A 21302-nucleotide genomic window follows, 5' to 3' on the forward strand; every position below is an offset into this window, starting at 1 on the left:
CCATTCCGACTGTGTCGCCAACGGCTACTGCTGGCCGGACCAATTGATCGGGGCGTAATGTCCGTTTCGGCGGGAATTATCCCAGCTCATGCCATGGTCGCTGAATGTACTGCCTTCCGCTCCCATAGCCAGGGCGAGCCAGTCGGGATTGATGGGATGGCCGGTGGCCGCCCACATCTGCCCGTCCTCGCGCATTGTCGGCAGCGGCTCGACCGCCATCTGCATGACGCCCGCAATCTCCGCCGACCGCTTCTTGCCGTCTATCCGGTAGCTTATCGGTACCTTCTTGGCGCCGAGATTCGTGCCGATCATCGGTGCCAGCACCGCCATCGGGCCACCCGCGGCGCCAGTGAAGATGGCACCCAGCGCCTCTGTTTGCCTGTCATCGGCCCGTTCGTCGATATAGGCGGCGGCCGTCCAATTGCCGTTCGCCATCGGACCCGGCGTGTGAGCAACCATCGCGACACTGAGCCCATCCAATCGAACGTCGCCGTAATTGCCCTTATCGATATGAAAGACCAAACCGACGTCGCAAACGCCTCTCGTCGGCTTCGATGTCAGCTGCGCGTTGGTGGACAGCAGGCAAGGACATACGACATCGCAGCTACAATTTTCGAAGTAACTTCCGGACAACTGCCAACGGACTGCCATTTGCACCTCCCACTTGCGTCAGGCGCGTCGGCATATCGCTTTGGCGAGGCGGTGCCATTTCACGACTATTGTAGCAATGGCAAATAGCCCTCGCCGCGACTGGTCGGCACGCTGGGGCAGATAATGTAAGCCATATCTAATATAGGTTACGCCGTTGCCCGGCACTGTCAAGTCGCGAGCGCCAGGGCTGGCGATGGCCGAAAGGGGCGGTGAAGAGCAATCCCGCCCCTTTGGGTGCTTTGGGGAGATTGGCAGCCCGACCGTTTTCGCCCGTCGCCAGCGCCGGAAAAGCAAAAGGGCCGGCAGCAAGCCAGCCCTCTATCGTGTTCTCATGCGAATGCCGAACAGCTTCAATCGGTCAGACTTGATCTCAAGTCCAAAGATAATTTGCCGGCTAATTGCCGCCTCAGCACCTACTGCTCGTCCTTCAGCCGCCGGCAGAGCTCGTCGAGCTGGTCCAGCGTCCGGTAGCTCACCCGCAGCACGCCGCCGCGATCCTTGTGCTCGATCGTCACGATCATGCCCAGTGTGTCGGTCATCAGCTTTTCCAGCGCCAGTGTGTCGGCATCCTTGTCCGGCGCGCTCGGCGCGGACTTGGCCTTGGCGGGCGTCGGGCCGGCCGGCATCTGCGCCAGCGCTTCGGCCTGGCGCACCGAAAGTCCTTCTTCGACGATGCGCTTGGCAAGTCCGGCCGGATCCTCCGCCGTCACCAGCGTGCGGGCATGGCCCGCCGACAGCGCACCGTCGACCAGCATGTCGCGGATCACGTCCGGCAGCTTCAGGAGCCGCAGCGTGTTGGCGACATGGCTGCGGCTCTTGCCGATCACCTGGCCGAGATCGGCCTGGGTGTAGCCGTGCTCGTCGATCAGCTGCTGGTAGCCGAGCGCTTCCTCGACCGCGTTGAGGTCGGTGCGTTGAACGTTCTCGATGATCGCCAGCTCGAGCGCCGTGCGGTCGTTGACCTCGCGGATGATGACCGGGATCTCGCTCAGCCCGGCGCGCTGCGCCGCCCGCCAGCGCCGCTCGCCGGCAATGATCTCGTAGCGGCCGGCCTGGGTCGGCGATGGCCTCGCCACCACCGGCTGCACGATGCCATGTTCGCGGATCGACTGCGCCAGATCGGTCAGATCGGCGTCGCCAAAATGCCGGCGCGGATTTTTCGGGTTGGGGCTCAGAAACTCGATCGGCACCTTGCCGTCGGCGCTCATACCAGGCTTTTCCGGCGCCGCCGGGCGATCGATCTCGCCGATCAGCGCTGCCAGCCCGCGGCCCAGTCTCTTTCTCGAAAGGTCTTCGCTCATCTTTATTCCAGGGTCCCGGATCGTTTCGGTATCGAATCGGCTTTTTGGTCTATGCATCCGGCCTAATCAAGCGGCGCGCAATTTACGCTCGCGGCGGATCACTTCCGATGCCAGTTGCAGATAGGCCTGGCTGCCCGAGCATTTGAGGTCGTACAGGATCGCCGGCTTGCCGTAGGACGGCGCCTCGGACACCCGCACATTGCGCGGAATGATGGTCTCGTAGACCTTGTCGCCCATATGGGCGCGGACATCCTGCACCACCTGGTTGGCGAGATTGTTGCGGCCGTCATACATGGTCAGCACGATGCCTTGGATGGTGAGATCCGGATTGATCGAACGGCGAACCTGCTCGACGGTTTCCAGCAACTGGCTGAGACCTTCGAGCGCGAAGAACTCGCATTGCAGCGGCACCAGCACCGAATCGGCCGCCGCCATCGAATTGAGCGTCAGAAGGTTGAGCGACGGCGGGCAGTCGATCAGCACATAGCCGAAGCCAGCCGAACGCGCCGAAGCGGCACGCAAGGCGTTGCGCAACCGCAGGACCCGGTCCGGCGCCGACGCGATCTCCATTTCGATGCCAAGCAGGTCGAGCGTCGAAGGCACGATCGACAGGCCCGGCACGGCGGTCGGGATGGCTGCCGCTTCCAGCTCCAGCTCACCCGTCAGTACGTCATAGGACGACACCGTCCGGTCCTTGCGGTCGATGCCAAGGCCGGTGCTGGCATTGCCTTGCGGATCGAGATCGACGATCAGCACCTTTTCGCCGATTGCCGCCAGCGCCGTGGCCAGATTGATGGCGGTGGTCGTCTTGCCGACACCACCTTTCTGGTTGGCTACGGTGATGATTCGGGGGCCATTCTTCATCATGGGTCTATGCCAGAAATTCATATCGAGGTCGCCAAGCAAAAATCAGACAGGCCGCAAATTCGACAGCTCAAGGATGACGCCGCCAGCGTCGGTCACGCTTGGATGTTCTACCAGATCGAAGGACCATCGGTGAACGCTTTCTTGCACTTCGGCGCGGTAATCCCGGCCTTTGTGGAATAGCCCGCGCGCGCCTGATGTCAGCCATGGCGCCGACAGGTCCAGCAGGGTCGAAAGCGGCGCCAGCGCCCGCGCCGTGACGATTTGTGGTGTCGAAACAAGCGCATGGCTGTCATCGATGCGACGTGCCACGACCCGCGCCGGCAGATTGAACTGGCCGACGACGGCCTGCAGGAAGGATGCCTTCTTGCGGTTGCTTTCAACCAGGTCGATGCTGGCGCCATCGCGTTCGGCAAGCAGGAAGGCCATGACGAGGCCCGGAAATCCGCCACCCGAGCCCAAGTCGACCCAGCGCGTGGCGGAGGGCTCTATGCGCCCGAGCTGCGCACTGTCCAGGATGTGACGCTGCCAGACATCGCCGGATGTCGACTGCGCGACGAGATTGATGCTGCGGTTCCACTTCTGGAACATCTGCTCGAACGCCACCAGGCGATCGAATGTTTCACGTGAAACCGGGCCCGCCGCGTCCTGCAGGCTCTTGCAGGAGAAAGAGCTCACGCAACGTCCCTCTGCGCATTCTCCTGGTGGCGCACATGCGCGACAATGATCGCCAGCGCCGCCGGCGTCATGCCTTCCATGCGCTGGGCATCGGCAATGGAACGGGGGCGCCGCGCCTGCATCTTCTGCTTCAGCTCGTTGGACAGCCCCGGCACGCCGGCAAAGTCGACGGTCTCGGGAATCAACCGGCTCTCTTCATGCCGGATCTGCGCCACGTCGGACTTCTGTCGATCGAGATAGACCGAATATTTCGCTTCCGTTTCGAGGCGCTGCGCCGTTTTGGCGTCGATCGCCGCGAGTTTCGGCTCGACGCTGGCCAGCCAGGCAACGTCGACGTTGGGATAGGCAAGTAATTCGTAGCCCGAGCGGCGAACGCCGTCGCGGTTGATGTCCAATCCGTGTCGCGCCGCCTCATTGGGGGTCATGGCGAGCGCCAGTGCCAATTCCCGCGCCGCGTCGAGCCGCTGCATCATGCCGCCGTAGCGCTGCATCCGTTGCGTGGACGCAATTCCCAGCTTCGCGGCGAGAGGCGTCAGCCGCTCGTCCGCATTGTCGGCGCGCAGCGACAGCCGGAACTCGGCCCGCGAGGTGAACATCCGGTAGGGTTCGCTGATGCCGCGGCTGGTCAGGTCATCGACCATCACGCCGATATAGGCTTCGGTCCGGCTGAGCACGACCTGCGCGCCGCCCGACGCGCGCCGCGCCGCATTGAGGCCGGCAAGCAGACCCTGCCCGGCCGCTTCCTCGTAGCCAGTGGTGCCGTTGATCTGCCCGGCAAGAAAGAGGCCGCCAACGCGCTTCGTCTCAAGCGTCTGATGCAGTTCGCGCGGATCGACATGATCATACTCGATGGCATAGCCGGGCTGCAGCATGATGGCGCACTCAAGCCCAGGAATGGTTTTCAGGATATCGAGTTGCACATCCTCGGGCAGCGAGGTCGAGATGCCATTGGGATAGACGGTGTCGTCATCCAGCCCTTCCGGCTCCAGGAAGATCTGGTGCCCGTCCCTGTCGCCGAACTTGACGATCTTGTCCTCGATCGACGGGCAATAGCGCGGTCCCACGCCTTCGATCGAGCCGGAATACATGGCCGAACGGTTAAGATTGGCGCGGATCAACTCATGCGTGGCTGCCGTGGTGCGGGTGATGCCGCAATCGATCTGCGGCGTCTCGATACGATCGGTCATCAGCGAGAACGGCACCGGATCCTCATCCGCCGCATGGCTCTCCAGCGACGCCCAATCGATGGTTCGCCCGTCGAGTCGAGGCGGTGTGCCGGTCTTCAGCCGGCCGAGCTTGAAGCCGACCCGTGTCATCGTCGCCGACAGGCCGACGCTGGCTTGCTCATTCATACGTCCGGCGACGATCTTCTTCTCGCCAATATGAATGAGCCCGCGCAGGAAGGTTCCGGTGGTCAGGACCACCGCACCGCAGGCCAGTCGGCGGCCATCAGCTAGAAGCACAGCAGCGATCTGGCCCTCGTCGATTTCGAAGTCGAGAACCTCGCCTTCAACAACATCGAGATCGTTCTGCTGCCGAATCGCTGCTTGCATGGCAAGGCGATAGAGCTTCCTGTCGGCCTGCGTGCGGGGGCCGCGCACCGCCGGCCCCTTGCGGCGGTTCAGCAAGCGGAACTGGATACCGGCGGCATCCGCCACCCTGCCCATCAGCCCGTCCATGGCGTCGATCTCGCGCACCAGATGGCCCTTGCCGAGCCCGCCGATTGCCGGATTGCAGGACATCACGCCGATCGTGTCGAAGCGCAACGTCACCAGCGCGGTCCTGGCGCCAGCGCGCGCGGCAGCACTGGCCGCCTCGCAACCCGCATGGCCGCCGCCCACCACAACCACATCATAGTGATCGGTCATCCCAAACATCCCGGACTCAAAGATTCGACCGACACATGTCCTCGCCAGACCGTGCTGTCAAGAAAACTCGGCGTGTCGTTTCACGTGAAACAGCCTCGCGGCCGGTCTTCACCCTGTTTCACATGAGTCGCGATCCGCCCGATGTTTCACGTGAGTCATCCAAAGACAGTCTGGGCGAGCAGATGTTTCACGTGAGTCATTTTCCGATACAGAACTGCGAAAAGATGACGTCCAGGAGGTCCTCGACATCGACGGCGCCAACGATCCTGCCGAGACGGTCGGCGGCGAGCCGCAACTCCTCGGCGCGCAGTTCTTGTCCGACAGCCTGGTCGCTGGTCGCGCCCAGCAGATGGCGGTTCGTTTCGCCGAGCAATTCAACATGGCGCAGGCGCGACGGCAGAACATCGGCGACGTTGCCCGCGGCACGAGCCGCGCGTTGCCCGACTTCCGCCAGCAGGGCCTCGACACCGGTCCCCTCTACGACTGAAATGACAAGATCGTAGTGTCCGGTCGCATCCACAGCCGCCTGCTCATCCAACAGGTCGAGCTTGGTGCCAACCCGCAAGGCGGGTATCGCGGCCGGCAGCGGACCAACATCCTTGGGATCCACCAGGTCCTGGAGAAAGAGCAAAAGATCGGCACGATCCGCCTTGGCTCTAGCCTTCTCGATCCCGATCGCCTCGATCTTGCCCGGCGCATCGCGCAGCCCGGCTGTGTCCGTCAGCCGGACGCGCAGGCCCTGGAGATCAAGTGTCACTTCAAGCAGATCCCGCGTCGTGCCCGGCTCATCCGTTACAATAGCTGCATCCCGCCGCGCCAAAGTGTTGAACAGACTCGACTTGCCGGCATTGGGCGCACCCAGAATAACGACCTCGAACCCGTCGCGGATGATTTCGGCAGCGCGAAATCCGGCAATGTGGCGGTCAATCTCGCCGATCATCGCCCGGACATCAGACCAGACCGTATCCGAAACGGAACCCGGAACATCGTCCTCGTCGGCAAAGTCGATCTCGGCCTCGATCATCGCGCGTGCATGGATCAGCCGCCGCCGCCAGCCGAGATAGAGTTCGCTCTGGGCGCCCTCGGCATTCTGGATCGCAAAGCGCCGTTGCGCTTCGGTTTCGGCGTTGACGAGATCCGCCAGCGCCTCCGTCTCAACCAGGTCGACCTTGCCATTGAGAAAGGCGCGACGCGTGAATTCGCCGGGTTCCGCGTGCCTGACGCCGTCAAAACCAGCGATCGTCTCCAACATTTTGGCCACCACGGCCCGCCCACCGTGGACATGGAACTCCGCCACATCCTCGCCGGTGAAACTCGCGGGGCCAGGGAAGAAGACAACCAGGCCATGGTCGAGCACGGTTCCGTCCGGCGCCCGCAGCCTGCGCAGAACCGCCACACGGTCCTTAACCATGCCGCCGGAGATCGTTTCGACTACGAATCGAGTCTGCGGGCCGGAAATGCGAATGACGGCAACGCCGGCGGGTAGCCGGCCGCTCGACAGCGCAACGATCGAATCCCTTGAAATCATTTGCCCGCTCTACCGAACCGCCCTAGCTTCCGCCCCATCGCAAACCGAGTTGTCGATGTGACATTGCCCGCACAAAACCTGCTTGCCGACGAGGCCAGCCCCTATCTGCAGCAGCACAGCGGCAACCCCGTGCACTGGCGGGCCTGGTCGCCGGCTTCGCTCGAAGAGGCAAAGACCCTGGACAGGCCGATCCTGCTCTCCGTCGGCTATGCCGCCTGCCATTGGTGCCACGTCATGGCGCACGAGAGCTTCGAGAATGACGACGTCGCCGCCGTCATGAACCGCCTGTTCGTCAATATCAAGGTGGATCGCGAAGAGCGCCCCGACATCGACCAGATCTACATGGCGGCGCTGTCCTCGATGGGCGAACAAGGCGGCTGGCCGCTGACCATGTTCCTGACGCCGGATGGCAAGCCGTTCTGGGGTGGAACCTACTTTCCCCGCGAGCCGCGCTACGGTCGCCCGGGCTTCATCCAGGTGATGGAGGCGGTCGACAAGGCCTGGCGCGAGAAGAGAGCCAGCCTCAACCAGAGCGCCGACGGCCTGACCACGCATGTCGGGGCGCGGCTTGCCGGCTCGCATGCGGCGACGGCGCTCGATCGCGACACGCTGGCAAAGCTGGCCAGTGGGATCGACGGCATGGTCGACCGCGATCTCGGCGGCCTGCGCGGCGCGCCGAAATTCCCGAATGCACCGTTCATGCTCACACTTTGGCTGTCCTGGCTGCGTGACGGCAACGCCACGCATCGCGACGACGTCCTCCTCAGCCTCGAACAGATGCTGAGCGGCGGCATCTACGACCATATCGGCGGCGGGCTCAGCCGCTACTCGACCGACGCCGAGTGGCTTGTGCCGCATTTCGAGAAGATGCTCTACGACAACGCCCAGCTCATCCGCCTCTGCAACTGGGCCTATGCAGCAAGCGGCAATGATTTGTTCCGGATACGAATCGAAGAGACGGTCGACTGGCTGCTGCGTGAAGTGCGCGTCGACGGCGGCGCCTTTGCCGCCAGCCTCGACGCCGACAGCGACGGCGAGGAAGGACTTTTCTACACCTGGGGCAGCCAAGAGATCGAAGCTGTTCTTGGCGACGATTCTGTCTTGTTTTCCAAATACTTCACCCTATCCGGCCCGCATGGCTGGGAGGGCAAGCCGATTGTCCATCAAAGCCGGTCCCAGCAATCACAAAGTGTGGCCGATCGGGAACGGCTTATACCGCTCAAGGCGAAGCTCCTCGCCGCCCGGGAGGCCCGGGTCAGCCCAGGCCGCGACGGCAAGACCCTGACCGACTGGAACGGCCTGATGATCGCGGCCCTTGCCGAGGCCGGTCGGTCGCTGGCTCGGCGCGACTGGATCGACGCGGCAGCAAAGGCCTTCGCCCATATCAGCGCCGCCAACCGCGACGACCGCTTGCCGCATTCGATGCTCGGCGCCAGGAAATTGTTCCCCGCTTTGTCCAGTGACTACGCCGCCATGACCAATGCGGCGATCTCGCTTTTCGAAGCCACCGGCGATTGGAGCTACGTCGATCAGGCCAAGCAGTTCATCGAGCAGCTCGACCACTGGCACGCCGACACCGAGAAGACCGGTTATTATCTGACGGCGCAGGACAGCACCGACGTGCCGATCCGCATCAGGGGCGATGTCGACGAGGCTATCTCCTCGGCGACCAGCCAGATCATCGAGGCGATGGTCCGGCTGGCGTCAATCACCGGCGACCTCGACCTGCAGGAAAGAGCCTGGAAAGTCGCCGAGCACGCAGCCGGCCGCGCGGCGCAGCAGGCCTATGGTCAAGCCGGCATCGTCAACGCCTGCGCTTTGGCGATCGAGCCGCTGAAGCTTGTGCTGATTGATGATCCGACGCAGCCAACACTTGTTCCGGTTGCGAATCGAAGCCCGGACCCCCGGCGTATCGACATCGTTGTATCGATCGGTTCGGAAGCGAATCGACCCTTGCTGCCCGGCGGTATCCTGCCGCCGACCGACAAGGCCGGCGCCTGGCTGTGCACTGGTCAGGTCTGCCTGCCCGTCGTGACGGATCCAGGCGAGTTGGAAAAACTGTTGCGGCGATAGTGCCTCACCCTCCCCCTTGTGGGGAGGGTCGGCTCGCGATCGTAGCGAAGCGGAGATTGTGAGACGGGTGGGGGTGAATCGCCACCGTCGGTGCTGACCCCACCCCGCTCCGCTGCGCGGATCGACCCTCCCCACAAGGGGGAGGGTAAGCCGTTACGTGTTCATCGAATCGAAGAAGTCGGCGTTGGTCTTGGTCTGCTTGAGCTTGTCGATCAGGAACTCGATCGCATCGGTCGTTCCCATCGGCGCCAGGATGCGGCGCAGCACGAAGATCTTCTGCAGGTCCTGACGCGGCACCAGCAGGTCCTCCTTGCGGGTACCGGACTTCAATATGTCCATGGCCGGGTAGATGCGCTTGTCGGCCACCTTGCGGTCGAGCACGATTTCCGAATTGCCGGTGCCCTTGAACTCTTCGAAGATGACTTCGTCCATGCGGCTGCCGGTATCGATGAGCGCCGTGGCGATGATGGTCAGCGAGCCGCCTTCCTCGATGTTGCGGGCGGCGCCGAAGAAACGCTTCGGCCGCTGCAGCGCATTGGCGTCGACACCGCCGGTCAGCACCTTGCCGGATGACGGCACCACGGTGTTGTAGGCGCGGCCGAGGCGGGTGATCGAATCGAGCAGGATGACGACGTCGCGGCCATGTTCGACCAGGCGCTTGGCCTTCTCGATGACCATTTCGGCGACTTGCACGTGGCGCACCGCCGGTTCGTCGAAGGTCGAGGAGACGACCTCGCCCTTCACCGAGCGCTGCATGTCGGTCACTTCCTCCGGCCGCTCGTCGATCAAGAGCACGATCAGATAGCATTCGGGATGATTGGTGGTGATCGAGTGGGCGATGTTCTGCAGCAGCACTGTCTTGCCGGTGCGCGGCTGCGCGACGATCAAGGCGCGCTGGCCCTTGCCGAGCGGCGCCACCAGGTCGATGACGCGGGCCGAGATGTCCTTGGAGGTCGGAACCTCCATTTCCATCTTCAGCCGCGAGGTCGGATAAAGCGGCGTCAGATTGTCGAAATGGATCTTGTGGCGGATCTTTTCCGGATCGTCGAAATTGATCGTGTTGACCTTGAGCAGCGCGAAATAGCGCTCGCCCTCTTTCGGGCTGCGGATCGGCCCTTCGACCGTATCGCCGGTCTTCAGCGAAAAGCGCCTGATCTGCGACGGCGAAATATAGATGTCGTCGGGACCTGGCAAATAGTTGGCATTGGCCGAGCGCAGGAAGCCAAAACCGTCCTGAAGCACTTCGACCACGCCGTCGCCGATGATCTCGACATCCTGGGCGGCCAGCTTCTTCAGGATCGCGAACATCAGCTCCTGCTTGCGCATGACGCTGGCGTTCTCGACCTCGAGCGATTCGGCATAAGCGATCAGCTCTGGTGGTTTCTTGTTCTTGAACTCGGCGAGTTTCATTTCTTGCATAGACGGACTCTGAGTAAGCTTTGGGGAAATATCGGCGGGATGCGACAAATGCCGGGCGCGGCCGAAAGCAATGACGGGCGGCGCATGACGGGAAGGAAGACCCGTCTTTTATCGTCGGTCGGGTGAAAGAGCAAGCTGCGTTTTACGGGCCCGACAAAGGCTCAGAACGGCTTGACCACAACCAGGATCACGATGGCGATCATCAGCAATGTGGGGATCTCGTTGACGATCCGCCAGTGCCGCGCCGATTTTTCGTTACGGTCCTCGGCGAATTTGCGCACCGCGCCGGCCAGATAGCCGTGGACGCCCGACAAAAGAAGCACCGCGCCGATCTTGGCATGCAGCCAGCCTCCCTGGAAACCAAAGCCTTTCCAGGCGAGCCACAGCCCGAACACCCAGGTGACGATCATCGCCGGATTGATGATGCCGCGCAGCAGGCGCCGCTCCATCACCTTGAAGGTCTCCGACTGCACCGAACCCTTCTCGGCATCGGCGTGGTAGACCAGCAACCGCGGCAGATAGAGCATGCCCGCCATCCACGAGATGACGGCCAGGACATGGATCGCTTTCGCCCATGGATAGAAACTGTCGGGCGCGACGAAAAACAAAAGTGCCGTGAGGGCAACCAGGACGGCAAGACTGACCGTCATGCGCACCATCGCCTGGCCGGTGCTGTTGGTATTGTTCATCTCGCTCATCAGCGTGTCGCGCTCCGCACCAGTTTCACCATTGCCTCGACATGCGCGATCGGCGTCTCCGGCGTGATGCCGTGGCCGAGATTGAAGATCAACGGCCCATCTCCCAGCGTCTTCAGGATCGTCTCGACGCCATCCGACAGGGCCTTGCCGCCAGCCACGAGCCGCAAGGGATCGAGATTGCCCTGAACCGCACCCGAGCGCTGCAAATCCTTCGCCGCCGCCAGGGGCACCGTCCAGTCGATCCCCAGGGCCGTCACACCGGTCTTCTGGCGATAGGTCCGGTAGCGAGCGCCGGCACCCTTGGGAAAACCGATGATCGGAACATCGGGATGGACGGCGCGCACTTGCCTGACGATCTCGGCCACCGGCCAAACGCAGAACTGGTCGAACGACGCATCGTCGAGCACGCCGGACCATGAATCAAAAATCTGGACGACGTCGGCGCCAGCTTCGATCTGCCGGATCAAATAGGCAGCCGAATGATCGGCCAGCACCTTCAGCAGCTGTTGAAATGCTGCCGGCTCGCGATAGGCGAACAGCCGCGCCGGGGCTTGGTCGGGCGTGCCATGGCCGGCGATCATGTAGGTCGCCACCGTCCACGGCGCGCCACAGAAGCCGATCAGCGTTGTTTCGTCGGGAAGTTTTGCCCGCAACCGGCGAACCGTCTCGTAGACCGGTTCGAGATTCACGTGAAACACGTCGCTCTCCAGAGCCATAATCTCGGCCACCGTGATCGGCGTCAGCAACGGCCCTCGCCCCTCTTCGAAGCGCACATCGCGGCCAAGCGCATGCGGAACAACGAGGATATCCGAGAACAGGATCGATGCATCGAAGCCGAAGCGCTCGATCGGCTGCAACGTCACTTCAACGGCAAGGTCGGGATCATAGCAGAGGTCGAGGAACGAACCGGCCCGCCTGCGCGTCTCACGATATTCCGGCAGATAGCGCCCGGCCTGACGCATCATCCAGAGCGGAGGCGGAAACACCGTCTTGCCCTTCAGGACGTCCAACATGATCCGGTTCTGGGGCATCGAGCGCTCGCTTCTCCAAGCCTCTCTATAATCAAATATTCTTATATCTAAGATTCTTCTGATTCTAAGAGTCTGTTGGTTGTGATGGTTGTCACCTGTCCCGCGTTAACCCGAAAAACGCCAGCAAGCATATTGTCGCGCGCTTCGCTCGCCGGATTGTAGGGTTCTGGGGAAGGTCGGGAATCCGCTACTGGAGTCAAGGCCTTAGGACGCATAGGGAAAAGATCCCCCTGTGGACAGCCGAAAGGCAAGACAAGCCGTCCCCAGACTTGTCCCCAGCCGCCCGACGAAGCCCGCAGCGCATCGAATTGTGGACAAACTGCCATCTGATACAGTCGCCTGCGACCGACCTGTCTTTTCGTCCGACCTTATCCACACAAGCCCACAGCCTGGAGTGACCCCCTGTGAACAAACCCCAGAGCTTCTTCCACCTGCACCTGATTTCGGACGCGACCGGCGAAACGCTGCTCGCCGCCGGGCGGGCGGCTTCCGCGCAGTACAAGGATGCGCGCGCCATCGAGCATATCTACCCGCTCATCCGCACCGAAAAGCAGGTGGCGAAGGTGTTCGAGGACATAGAGGAGGAGCCGGGCATCATTCTCTATACGGTCGTCGACCAGAAGCTTGCGCGCGGCATCGACGAACGCTGCGCGACCATGGGCCTGCCCTGTGTGTCCGTGCTGGAGCCGGTGCTGACCGTGTTCCAGTCCTATCTCGGCACCCCGGCCGGCCGGCGCGTCGGCGCCCAGCATGTTCTGGACGCCGAATATTTCCGCCGCATCGATGCGCTCAACTTCACCATGGAGCACGATGACGGCCAGCTGCCGGCCAACATGGACGATGCCGATATCGTGCTGGTCGGCATCTCGCGCACGTCGAAGACGCCGACCAGCATCTATCTCGCCAATCGCGGCATCAAGACCGCCAACATTCCGATCGTGCTCGGCGTGCCGGTGCCGGAAAGCCTGGTCAACGCCAAGCGGCCGCTGATCGTCGGCCTGATCGCCACCGCCGAGCGCATTTCGCATGTCCGCCAGAACCGCGTCCTCGGCAACAGCAGTTCCTACGAGGCAACTGATTATGTAGACCGCGCCGCCATTACCGAAGAGCTCGCCTATGCCCGCCAGATCTGCACGCGGCATGGCTGGCCGATGATCGATGTCAGCCGCCGCTCGATCGAGGAAACAGCGGCGGCGATCGTTGCCCTGAGGGGGAAGAATAGGTAGATGAGCGGGGAGTGCGTTTTCCGAGTCTTCCTAGCGGAAATTCGGCGCCGCCCCTCACCTGCCTGCCGGCATCCTCTCCCCGTATAGTGACGGGGAGAGGGGCCCTGTCATCGATGGTTTCGCCAATCGCGACCGTGGCTGGGAGGAGCTCCTGCGCCGAAGCTGCCTTTTCTCCCCGTCTCTATACGGGGAGAAATGTCCGGCAGGACAATGAGGGGCGGCGCCCACGTTGCAAATTGAAGCTCATATCCCAACCGCGCCTATGTCCCGCGCCCGAGTGCAAAATGACAGAGAAAATCATCCTCGCTTCGGGCAGCCCGTTCCGCAAGGCGATGCTGGTCAATGCCGGCGTCGACGTCGAGGCGGTTCCGGCTGAAGTCGACGAGCGCGCGCTCGAGGCGCCCTTGCAGGGCAGCGGCGTCTCTCCCGAGGACGTCGCCCTGGTGCTGGCCGAGGCCAAGGCTACCGAAGTGAGCGCGCGCAAGCCTGGCGCGCTGGTGCTCGGCTGCGACCAGACGCTGTCGCTCGGCGACGAAGTGTTCCACAAGCCGGCCGACATGGAAGGGGCGCGCCGTCACCTGCTGGCGCTGTCGGGCAAGACCCATCAGTTGAACAGCGCCGCCGTGCTGGTCCGTGACGGCGCGGTGCTGTGGCGGAATGTCGGCATCGCCAGCCTGACCATGCGCAAGCTCGACCCGGCTTTCATCGGCCGCCATCTGGCCCGCGTCGGTTCCAAGGCGCTGTCCAGCGTCGGCGCCTACCAGGTCGAGGGCGAAGGCATCCAGCTGTTCGACAAGATCGAAGGCGACCATTTCACCATTGTCGGCCTGCCGCTGTTGCCGCTGCTGGCCGAACTGCGCACGCTGGGGGCGATCGATGGCTGACGCGACGAAAAAGGCCTTCGTCACCGGCCACCCGATCAAGCATTCGCGCTCGCCGAAGATCCACGGCCATTGGTTGGCGAAACACGGCATCGACGGCAGCTATGAGGCGATCGACGTGGCGCCGCAGGATTTTCCCGAATTCCTGGCGACGCTTTGGAAAAATGGCTATCGAGGCGGCAATGTCACCATTCCCCACAAGGAGGCCGCCTTCGCGCAGGTCGCCCGCCGTGATGACGCCGCCGAGCAGATAGGCGCCGTCAACACGCTTTGGTTCGAGGACAGTATCTTGTGGGGCGGCAACACCGACGCCCACGGCTTCGCCGCCAACCTGGATGACCACGCACCGGGTTGGGCGACCAACGGTCCAGCCGTGGTGCTTGGCGCCGGCGGCGCGTCGCGCGCGATCATCCATGCGCTGAAGCAGCGTGGCGTTGGCGATATCCGGATCGTCAACCGGACGCTCGCAAGGGCACGAGAATTGTGCGATCGCTTCGGCGCCGGTGTTACCGCCCATGGCCCGGAAGCGACGAACGAACTCCTGACGGGCGCCGGCCTGCTGATCAACGCCACGGCGCTCGGCATGTATGGCAATGAAGGCCTGTCCGCCGATCCGTCCAGACTGCCCGACCAGGCGATCGTCACCGACATTGTCTACGTGCCGCTGGAAACGCCGCTGCTTGCCGCGGCCCGAGCGCGGGGCCTCAGGACGGTCGACGGTCTCGGCATGCTGCTCCATCAGGCCGTGCCCGGCTTCGAGCGCTGGTTCGGCATCAGGCCCCAGGTTACGGCTGAGCTCCGCGCGATCATCGTCGCCGACCTGGTGCCGAAGGCATGATCGTGCTTGGTCTCACCGGCTCGATCGGCATGGGCAAGTCGACGACGGCGAAGATGTTCGCCGAGGCCGGCGTGCCGGTCCACGATTCCGACGAGGCGGTGCACCGCCTCTATGCCGGCAAGGCCGCGCCTCTGGTCGAGGCCGCCTTTCCCGGCACCACCGTTTCCGGTGTGGTCGACCGCACGGAGCTGGCCCGGCGGGTGCTCGGCGACGCCGCCGCGCTGAAGCGGCTCGAGGCCATCATCCATCCGCTGGTGCGTGCCGATGCCGATGCCTTTCTGGCCAGGCATCGCGCCGCCGGCGCACCCCTGGCGGTCCTCGACATCCCGTTGCTGTTCGAAACCGGCGGCCGCGGCCGAGTCGACAAGGTCGTCGTCGTCACTGCCTCGCCTGAAGTCCAGCGCGAACGCGTGCTGGCGCGGCCGGGCATGAGCGAAGAAAAACTGGCGTCGATCCTGGCCAAGCAGGTGCCCGATGCGGACAAGCGCCGACAGGCCGATTTCATCATCGACACTGGCCAGGGTCTTGAGGCTGCGCGTGCGGCGGTCGAAACCATCGTTGGGGAACTGATGGGCAAGCCAGGCCACTGACACTGTCGGCAGGCCGCCGCTCTAGGCAATGCTGATCGGCCAACTGTTGACCTCGGGGCAGCGCAAACCTGTAGTGATTGCCCTGGCCCTCGTTGTTTTGCATTGCCATTTTGTTCCGGTCTCACGATTCTGCTTCTTTGGAGCGACTGATTCGATGCGCGAGATCATCTTCGACACGGAAACCACCGGCCTCGATTCGCGCGACGACCGCGTGATCGAGTTGGGCGGCGTCGAGCTGGTCAATCGTTTCCCGACCGGCAGGACGTTCCACCATTATATCAACCCTCAAGGGCGTGCGATCCACGCCGAGGCGCAGGCGGTGCACGGCATCAGCGCGGCGGATCTTCAGGGCAAGCCGACTTTTGCCGACATCGCCGAGGAGTGGCTGGCCTTCACCGACGGCGCCAAGCTGGTCGCCCACAACGCCACCTTCGACATCGGCTTCCTCAATGTCGAATTCGGCAGGCTCGGTCACCCCAATGTCGATCCCGGTCTTGTCGTCGACACGCTGGCACTGGCGCGCCGCAAGCATCCGATGGGCCCCAATTCGCTCGACGCGCTCTGCCGGCGCTACGGCATCGACAACACGAGGCGCACCAAGCATGGCGCCTTGCTCGATTCCGAACTGCTGGCCGAGGTCTATATCGAGCTGATCGGCGGCAAGCAGGCGGCGCTCGTCCTCGACAGCGCAACCGCGCCCGCCCAGGGCAGGGAGAATGTCCGCCAGATCGAAATCACGATAAGCCAACGCCCGGCGCCATTGCCACCCCGCCTGACCGACGCCGAGCGCGACGCCCACGCCGGCATGGTCGCAGCGCTGGGCGAAAAGGCACTTTGGCTGAAGGTTGCGGCTGGCTGATTCCCCCGCAGCGATCCTTCACGCCCGCCGAGATCTCAAAACAAAAAACCCGGCGCAAGGCCGGGTCTTTCGTGAATTCTGAAAGGCAGGATCAGCTCACCTTGACCTTGGTGGCGGCCTGGTCCTCGGCCAGCTTCTGCTGGAACATCTGCGCGAAATCGATCGGGTCGAGCATCAGCGGCGGGAAGCCGCCATTGCGCGTCGCCTCGGCAATGATCTGCCTGGCGAACGGGAACAGCAGGCGCGGGCATTCGATGAACAGGATCGGCAGCATGTGTTCCTGCGGGAAGCCGCTGACCGCGAACACGCCGCCATAGACCAGCTCGACATTGAACAGCACTTCCTGGTCGAAGGAAGCCTTGGCGTTCAGCGTCAGGTTGACGTCGAACTGCTTGTCGGAGAGCGGATTGGCGTTGACGTTGACGTTGATGGCGATGCCGGGCGCCTTGTCGCGGCCACGCAGCGAATTCGGCGCGCCGGGGCTTTCGAAGGAAAGATCCTTCACATACTGGGCCAGAACGTTGAGCGACGGCTGCGCCGCGTTGCCGTTTCCATTGGCTGCGCCGACCGGCGCGTCATCTTTGCTGGCCATGAGCCGTTGTCCTTTTGCCTGGGCAGCATCGCTGACCGAATTGAAATCGGGCGTTCGCTACCATGGCCGGCATGACAAGACAAGGTTTGCCGCCTTGCTTGTGGCGGCCCGAGAAGGCTGCTGCCTCAATCGTCCTTCAGGCGCCGCCAGGGCGAGTTGTGGTCGGGACCGCGCTTCAAATCGTCCTCGCGCGAATAATCGCCGTCGTCGAGATCGATGACCCTGTCGCGCGGCCGGCCGCCAAAGCCTCCGGTGGTGAAACTGGTCGCCACGACGATGCGGCCTTTGAACCTGCGCCAGGCAAGGTCGCGCACCGGCGGCAGGAACAGCAGCAGGCCGATAATGTCCGTGATGAAACCGGGGATGATCAAAAGGATCGACGCGACCACGATCATGGCGCCATGCGCAAGCTGGCGGCTGGGATCGCGGCCAGCATCCATCTCGGCGCGGATTCGCGTCATGACGCCTAAACCCTGGTGCCTGAGCAGCATCGCGCCGGCGATGCCAGACGCCAGCACCAGCCCGACTGTCGCCAGCGCGCCGATCTCGCGACCGACAACCACGAAGCCGGCGATTTCCAGAAGCGGAAGCGCGAGGAGAAAAAGAGGAAGGAATGAAATACGCAAGTCTTGCCAACCCTTCCGATCGTCTGGCCGTTTCGATGTTTTGGCCGCTGGCGACCAATCGCCGCTGGCACTGGGCCTGTTAGATAGGTATGCCTGCCTTTGATTTGAATGATTGAGCCTTGCGTTCTATATGCTTTGAATGTTGAACGCTATGCGACCGCGGCTCCTTGGCTGGACGGTCCGGCCAAAAGGCAGGGATTGATTGGCGGAAGATATGGGATTCTTCGACTTCGGCACGATTTTCTTCCTGATTGCGGCGGTGGTCATCTTTTTCCAGCTGCGCAATGTGCTGGGCCGTCGTACCGGCAGTGAACGGCCGCCCTTCGACCCCTATACCGCGGCCCGCGGCGGCGACAAGGATGCCGCTCAGAAATCCGAAAATGTCGTTTCGTTGCCGCGCAAGCGGTTGCCGGGCGAGCCGGCGGCCGACACCTATGCGGCGATCGACGCCTTCGCCAAGCCCGACAGCGATCTCAACAAGGGCCTGCGCACGATCAAGGACAACGATCCGTCCTTCGATCCGAAGGGTTTCGTCGACGGCGCCAAGATGGCCTATGAGATGATCGTCATGGCCTATGCCGACGGCGATCGCAAGACGCTGAAGAACCTGCTGTCGCGCGAGGTCTATGACGGCTTTGTCGCCGCCATCGGCGAACGCGAGGCCAAGTCGGAAAAGATCCAGTCCTCCTTCGTCGGCATCGACAAGGCCGACATCGTCTCGGCCGAGATGAAGGGTGGCGAGGCGCATGTCACGCTGCGCATCATCAGCGAGCTGATCTCGGCGACCCGCGACAAGGCCGGCGCCGTCATCGATGGCGACCCCGAAACCGTCGCCGAGGTCAAGGATGTCTGGACCTTCGCCCGCGACACGCGCTCGCGCGATCCGAACTGGAAGTTGGTCGCCACTGAGGAAGAAGACTGAGCCCCGATGCACGCCCAAAAGTGCGAAGCGGTTTTGGGACAACGAGATGCATCAAACCCAGGATCCGAAGCGCGTCGCATGACCCTCTTCAAGCACGACGCGCTTTAGTCGAAGGCGGGCTCCGGTGTCGCTATCGCCTCTCCTTGTCGGAAAATCGTTCGAGGATCTCCCCGGCTGGGGCGACGACGACCATCTGGCCGCCTTCGCGGCCTTCCGCCGCTCCGCCTTTCATGTCCTGACCAAACCCTATCGTACCGGTTCGCTCGGTGTCGACTTCAACGCCTTCGCTGACGCCTACACCGAGGCCCGCACTGTTTCGCCGGCGAATCGGTCGCTGGCCCGCGCCTTCTTCGAGCGCCACTTCCTGCCCGTGCAGGTCCGCGCAGAGAACGGCGGCGCCGGTCTCGTCACCGGCTTCTACGAGCCCGAAATCGAGGCGTCGCCGGTGCAAACCCTGCACTTTTGCGTGCCGCTGCTGTCGCGTCCGGCCGATCTCGTCGATATCGACGACGCCAACCGGCCGCACGGAATGGACCCCTATCTCGCTTTTGCGCGCCAGACGCCGGACGGGCCGGTCGAATATCCCGACCGGGGCGAGATCGAGCGCGGCGCGCTCGCGGGCAAGGGGCTGGAGATCGCCTGGCTGGCCGACAAGGTCGATGCTTTCTTCATTCACGTGCAAGGGGCGGCGCGGCTGAACATGACCGACGGCCGGCTTCGCCGCGTCACCTACGCGGCCAAATCCGGCCAGCGCTTCACCGGGCCCGGCAAGATCCTGAGCGAGATTGGCGCGATCCCGCTCGAAAAGGTGACGATGCAGTCGATCCGCGCCTGGTTCAAGGCGCATCCCGGCCGCGTCGATGAAATCCTTTGGCAGAACCGCTCATATATCTTCTTCCGCGAGGCTGAGGTCGCCGATCCGACCCTCGGTCCGATCGCCGCCGCCAAGGTGCCGCTGACGCCGGGCCGCTCCATCGCCGTCGACCGCCTGCTGCACACATTCGGTACGCCGTTCCATATCGACGCTCCGTCGCTGACCGCTTTCGACGGTAAACCGTTCCGGCGCCTGATGATCGCGCAGGACACCGGCTCGGCCATCACCGGGCCGGCGCGCGGCGACCTGTTCGCCGGTTCGGGCGACGCGGCCGGCGAGATCGCCGGCGTGGTGCGCAATGCGGCGGACTTTCACGCGCTGGTGCCGCGCGCGCTCGTTTCGGGGTCGAATCGATGACCCGGCGCCCAGACAGGCCGAGCCAGGCCAAGCTAAGCGAGGATGACCGGGTTCTGTGGAACCTGGTGGCGCGCACGGCCAAGCCGCTGAAGGGCAGGACAGCCGTCGACATTCCCGACACCGGCGCCGAGTCCAGGCCCACGCCCTCGCAACCAGCGCCGCTCGCCGGCGCTCCAGCTGGCGCGGCGAAGCCGAAGGCACAACATGTCGCGCACGTGCTCGACGAGCCGACGCTGGACAAGCTGTCGAAAGGCCGGCTGCCGATCGAGGGCCGCGTCGATCTGCACGGCCTGACCCAGGACGAAGCCTATTCGCTGCTGTTTTCGTTCCTGCACCGCGCGCATGCCGGCGGCATCCGCTATGTCTTGGTCATCACCGGCAAGGGCTCGTCCTCGGGCGGCGACGGGGTGCTGCGGCGCGCGGTCCCGGCCTGGCTATCGACGCCCGCCTTCCGGCCGCTGGTCTCCAGCCATGACCATGCCGCGCGCAACCATGGCGGCTCGGGCGCGCTCTATGTCCGCCTGCGGCGGCTGCGGTCATGACCCCTTTCGGCGAGAAGCTGCGCGCGCTGCGCAGCGAACGTGGTGTCAACCAGAAGGACATGGCGGCGGCGATCGGCGTCAGCGCCGCCTATCTGTCGGCGCTGGAACATGGCCGGCGCGGTGCGCCGACCTGGACGCTGATCCAGAAGATCATCGGCTATTTCAACATCATCTGGGATGAGGCCGAGGAACTGGCGCGGCTGGCCGAGGCCTCGCACCCGCGCGTGAAGCTCGACACGTCGGGCTTAAATCCCGCCGCCACCGAGCTTGCCAATCTTTTGGCCGAGAACATCGAAAAGCTCGACGAGGCCGAACTTCGCCGCATCACCGCGTCGATCCGCGCGGCGCTGGGCCGGCGGCCGTAACCCGGCGATTTGTTCCAGACGGCGCGCGTTCGCCTGCCGGCGCCAGCGTTCACTTCACCTGAAGAGCCCGCCGGCGGTCAGCCGCGATGAGATCACAGCTTGCCGGCCGTGCCGCCATTGTTTCCGCCGCCGTTGGTGCTGGGGCCGCCATTGTCGTGATGGTCGCGGCCACCGTTTCCACCGCCGAGGCAGTCCGATGCACCGGCTGCGCCGCAGCAGCGGCCACTCCACAGATCGTTGAGCGTGGTCTTGGCGCAGCTCGTGACGGTCTGGTCGGCCAGAGCGGATCCGGTCAGGGCCGACACGGCGGCGGCGGCGAGGAGGGCATTTCGCAGAAAAGCAGTCATCTGAAGTCTCCATGGTTGGGTTTCTGTCGTCCACGGCTGTGTGTCGCGGGGCGAACGGAAATGGTTCATGGAGAGGCGCGAAATTGTTGGAAGGCGCGCAGCGCCCATCTTGCGACGGCGACAATTGGCGAAATCATCGATGAGAGCGTCTTTCTCTCCGTCACTAAACGGG

Annotated in this window: 22 protein-coding genes; 10 read left to right on the forward strand and 12 right to left on the reverse strand. The window is 63.6% G+C overall.

Annotated elements, in window-relative coordinates; translation table 11 throughout:
- Positions 1 to 24: 24 nt before the first annotated feature.
- From NR193_RS24230 to mnmE, 6 genes are all read right to left on the reverse strand, one after another.
- Entirely contained in the window at positions 25 to 651 is a 627-nt protein-coding gene (locus tag NR193_RS24230; RefSeq protein ID WP_256753275.1) for a DUF1326 domain-containing protein, read from the reverse strand.
- A gap of 413 nt (positions 652 to 1064) precedes the next feature.
- Entirely contained in the window at positions 1065 to 1952 is an 888-nt protein-coding gene (locus NR193_RS24235; RefSeq protein ID WP_256753276.1) for a ParB/RepB/Spo0J family partition protein, read from the reverse strand.
- Positions 1953 to 2018: 66 nt separating this feature from the next.
- Entirely contained in the window at positions 2019 to 2819 is an 801-nt protein-coding gene (locus tag NR193_RS24240; protein ID WP_091575900.1) for a ParA family protein, read from the reverse strand.
- 42 nt (positions 2820 to 2861) lie between these two features.
- Positions 2862 to 3494, reverse strand: coding sequence for a 16S rRNA (guanine(527)-N(7))-methyltransferase RsmG (gene rsmG / locus NR193_RS24245; RefSeq protein WP_256753277.1), 633 nt, complete (start codon positions 3492 to 3494; stop codon positions 2862 to 2864).
- Positions 3491 to 5362 carry a tRNA uridine-5-carboxymethylaminomethyl(34) synthesis enzyme MnmG gene (gene mnmG, locus NR193_RS24250; RefSeq protein WP_256753278.1) on the reverse strand — a complete coding sequence of 624 codons (1872 nt, stop codon included), beginning with the start codon at positions 5360 to 5362 and terminating at the stop codon, positions 3491 to 3493. Before mnmG ends, rsmG begins: the two co-directional genes overlap by 4 nt.
- A gap of 196 nt (positions 5363 to 5558) precedes the next feature.
- Positions 5559 to 6890 (reverse strand): tRNA uridine-5-carboxymethylaminomethyl(34) synthesis GTPase MnmE, encoded by a 1332-nt coding sequence (mnmE, locus tag NR193_RS24255; protein ID WP_256753279.1) that lies wholly within the window; start codon positions 6888 to 6890, stop codon positions 5559 to 5561.
- A gap of 57 nt (positions 6891 to 6947) precedes the next feature.
- Between mnmE and NR193_RS24260 the strand changes: the two genes are divergently transcribed.
- Positions 6948 to 8963: a thioredoxin domain-containing protein gene (locus NR193_RS24260; protein ID WP_256753280.1), complete on the forward strand. Its 2016-nt coding sequence runs from the start codon at positions 6948 to 6950 to the stop codon at positions 8961 to 8963.
- 153 nt (positions 8964 to 9116) lie between these two features.
- Here NR193_RS24260 and rho read toward each other — a convergent pair whose 3' ends face one another.
- The 3 genes from rho to hemE form a co-directional block, all read right to left on the reverse strand.
- Positions 9117 to 10382, reverse strand: coding sequence for a transcription termination factor Rho (rho, locus tag NR193_RS24265; RefSeq protein ID WP_082525387.1), 1266 nt, complete (start codon positions 10380 to 10382; stop codon positions 9117 to 9119).
- Positions 10383 to 10543: 161 nt separating this feature from the next.
- Positions 10544 to 11080, reverse strand: coding sequence for a protoporphyrinogen oxidase HemJ (gene hemJ, locus NR193_RS24270; protein WP_256753281.1), 537 nt, complete (start codon positions 11078 to 11080; stop codon positions 10544 to 10546).
- Positions 11080 to 12111, reverse strand: a complete 1032-nt coding sequence (gene hemE / locus NR193_RS24275) for a uroporphyrinogen decarboxylase (protein ID WP_256753282.1) — start codon at positions 12109 to 12111, stop codon at positions 11080 to 11082. Before hemE ends, hemJ begins: the two co-directional genes overlap by 1 nt.
- A gap of 404 nt (positions 12112 to 12515) precedes the next feature.
- On the opposite strand from hemE, the gene NR193_RS24280 reads away from it, so the two are divergent.
- The 5 genes from NR193_RS24280 to dnaQ all read left to right on the forward strand — a co-directional run bounded on the left by NR193_RS24280 (position 12516) and on the right by dnaQ (position 16505).
- On the forward strand, positions 12516 to 13337 hold the full coding sequence (locus NR193_RS24280) for a pyruvate, water dikinase regulatory protein (RefSeq protein WP_256753283.1): 822 nt from the start codon (positions 12516 to 12518) through the stop codon (positions 13335 to 13337).
- Positions 13338 to 13621: 284 nt separating this feature from the next.
- Positions 13622 to 14221 (forward strand): Maf-like protein, encoded by a 600-nt coding sequence (locus NR193_RS24285; protein ID WP_256753284.1) that lies wholly within the window; start codon positions 13622 to 13624, stop codon positions 14219 to 14221.
- Positions 14214 to 15056: a shikimate dehydrogenase gene (locus NR193_RS24290; RefSeq protein ID WP_256753285.1), complete on the forward strand. Its 843-nt coding sequence runs from the start codon at positions 14214 to 14216 to the stop codon at positions 15054 to 15056. The genes NR193_RS24285 and NR193_RS24290 overlap by 8 nt, the downstream gene beginning before the upstream one ends.
- Positions 15053 to 15646, forward strand: a complete 594-nt coding sequence (gene coaE / locus NR193_RS24295) for a dephospho-CoA kinase (protein WP_256753286.1) — start codon at positions 15053 to 15055, stop codon at positions 15644 to 15646. The genes NR193_RS24290 and coaE overlap by 4 nt, the downstream gene beginning before the upstream one ends.
- 154 nt (positions 15647 to 15800) lie before the next feature.
- Complete coding sequence (dnaQ, locus tag NR193_RS24300) at positions 15801 to 16505, forward strand: DNA polymerase III subunit epsilon (protein ID WP_256753287.1); 705 nt, start codon at positions 15801 to 15803, stop codon at positions 16503 to 16505.
- Between the two features lie 91 nt (positions 16506 to 16596).
- Here dnaQ and secB read toward each other — a convergent pair whose 3' ends face one another.
- Positions 16597 to 17097: a protein-export chaperone SecB gene (gene secB / locus NR193_RS24305; RefSeq protein ID WP_256753288.1), complete on the reverse strand. Its 501-nt coding sequence runs from the start codon at positions 17095 to 17097 to the stop codon at positions 16597 to 16599.
- A gap of 125 nt (positions 17098 to 17222) precedes the next feature.
- Positions 17223 to 17723 carry an FxsA family protein gene (locus tag NR193_RS24310; protein ID WP_256753289.1) on the reverse strand — a complete coding sequence of 167 codons (501 nt, stop codon included), beginning with the start codon at positions 17721 to 17723 and terminating at the stop codon, positions 17223 to 17225.
- Between the two features lie 214 nt (positions 17724 to 17937).
- On the opposite strand from NR193_RS24310, the gene NR193_RS24315 reads away from it, so the two are divergent.
- From NR193_RS24315 to NR193_RS24330, 4 genes are all read left to right on the forward strand, one after another.
- Positions 17938 to 18645: a Tim44/TimA family putative adaptor protein gene (locus tag NR193_RS24315; RefSeq protein WP_256753290.1), complete on the forward strand. Its 708-nt coding sequence runs from the start codon at positions 17938 to 17940 to the stop codon at positions 18643 to 18645.
- A 124-nt stretch (positions 18646 to 18769) separates the two neighbouring features.
- The gene (locus NR193_RS24320) at positions 18770 to 19876 is read left to right on the forward strand and encodes a murein transglycosylase A (protein ID WP_256753291.1); all 1107 of its coding nucleotides are present in this window, start codon (positions 18770 to 18772) and stop codon (positions 19874 to 19876) included.
- Positions 19873 to 20418: a Smr/MutS family protein gene (locus NR193_RS24325; RefSeq protein ID WP_256753292.1), complete on the forward strand. Its 546-nt coding sequence runs from the start codon at positions 19873 to 19875 to the stop codon at positions 20416 to 20418. Before NR193_RS24320 ends, NR193_RS24325 begins: the two co-directional genes overlap by 4 nt.
- Positions 20415 to 20783: a helix-turn-helix domain-containing protein gene (locus NR193_RS24330; protein WP_256753293.1), complete on the forward strand. Its 369-nt coding sequence runs from the start codon at positions 20415 to 20417 to the stop codon at positions 20781 to 20783. Before NR193_RS24325 ends, NR193_RS24330 begins: the two co-directional genes overlap by 4 nt.
- 92 nt (positions 20784 to 20875) lie before the next feature.
- Here NR193_RS24330 and NR193_RS24335 read toward each other — a convergent pair whose 3' ends face one another.
- On the reverse strand, positions 20876 to 21130 hold the full coding sequence (locus tag NR193_RS24335) for a hypothetical protein (protein ID WP_256753294.1): 255 nt from the start codon (positions 21128 to 21130) through the stop codon (positions 20876 to 20878).
- Between the last annotated feature and the right edge of the window lie 172 nt (positions 21131 to 21302).

The organism is Mesorhizobium sp. Mes31 (assembly GCF_024519675.1).
Taxonomy (GTDB): domain Bacteria; phylum Pseudomonadota; class Alphaproteobacteria; order Rhizobiales; family Rhizobiaceae; genus Mesorhizobium.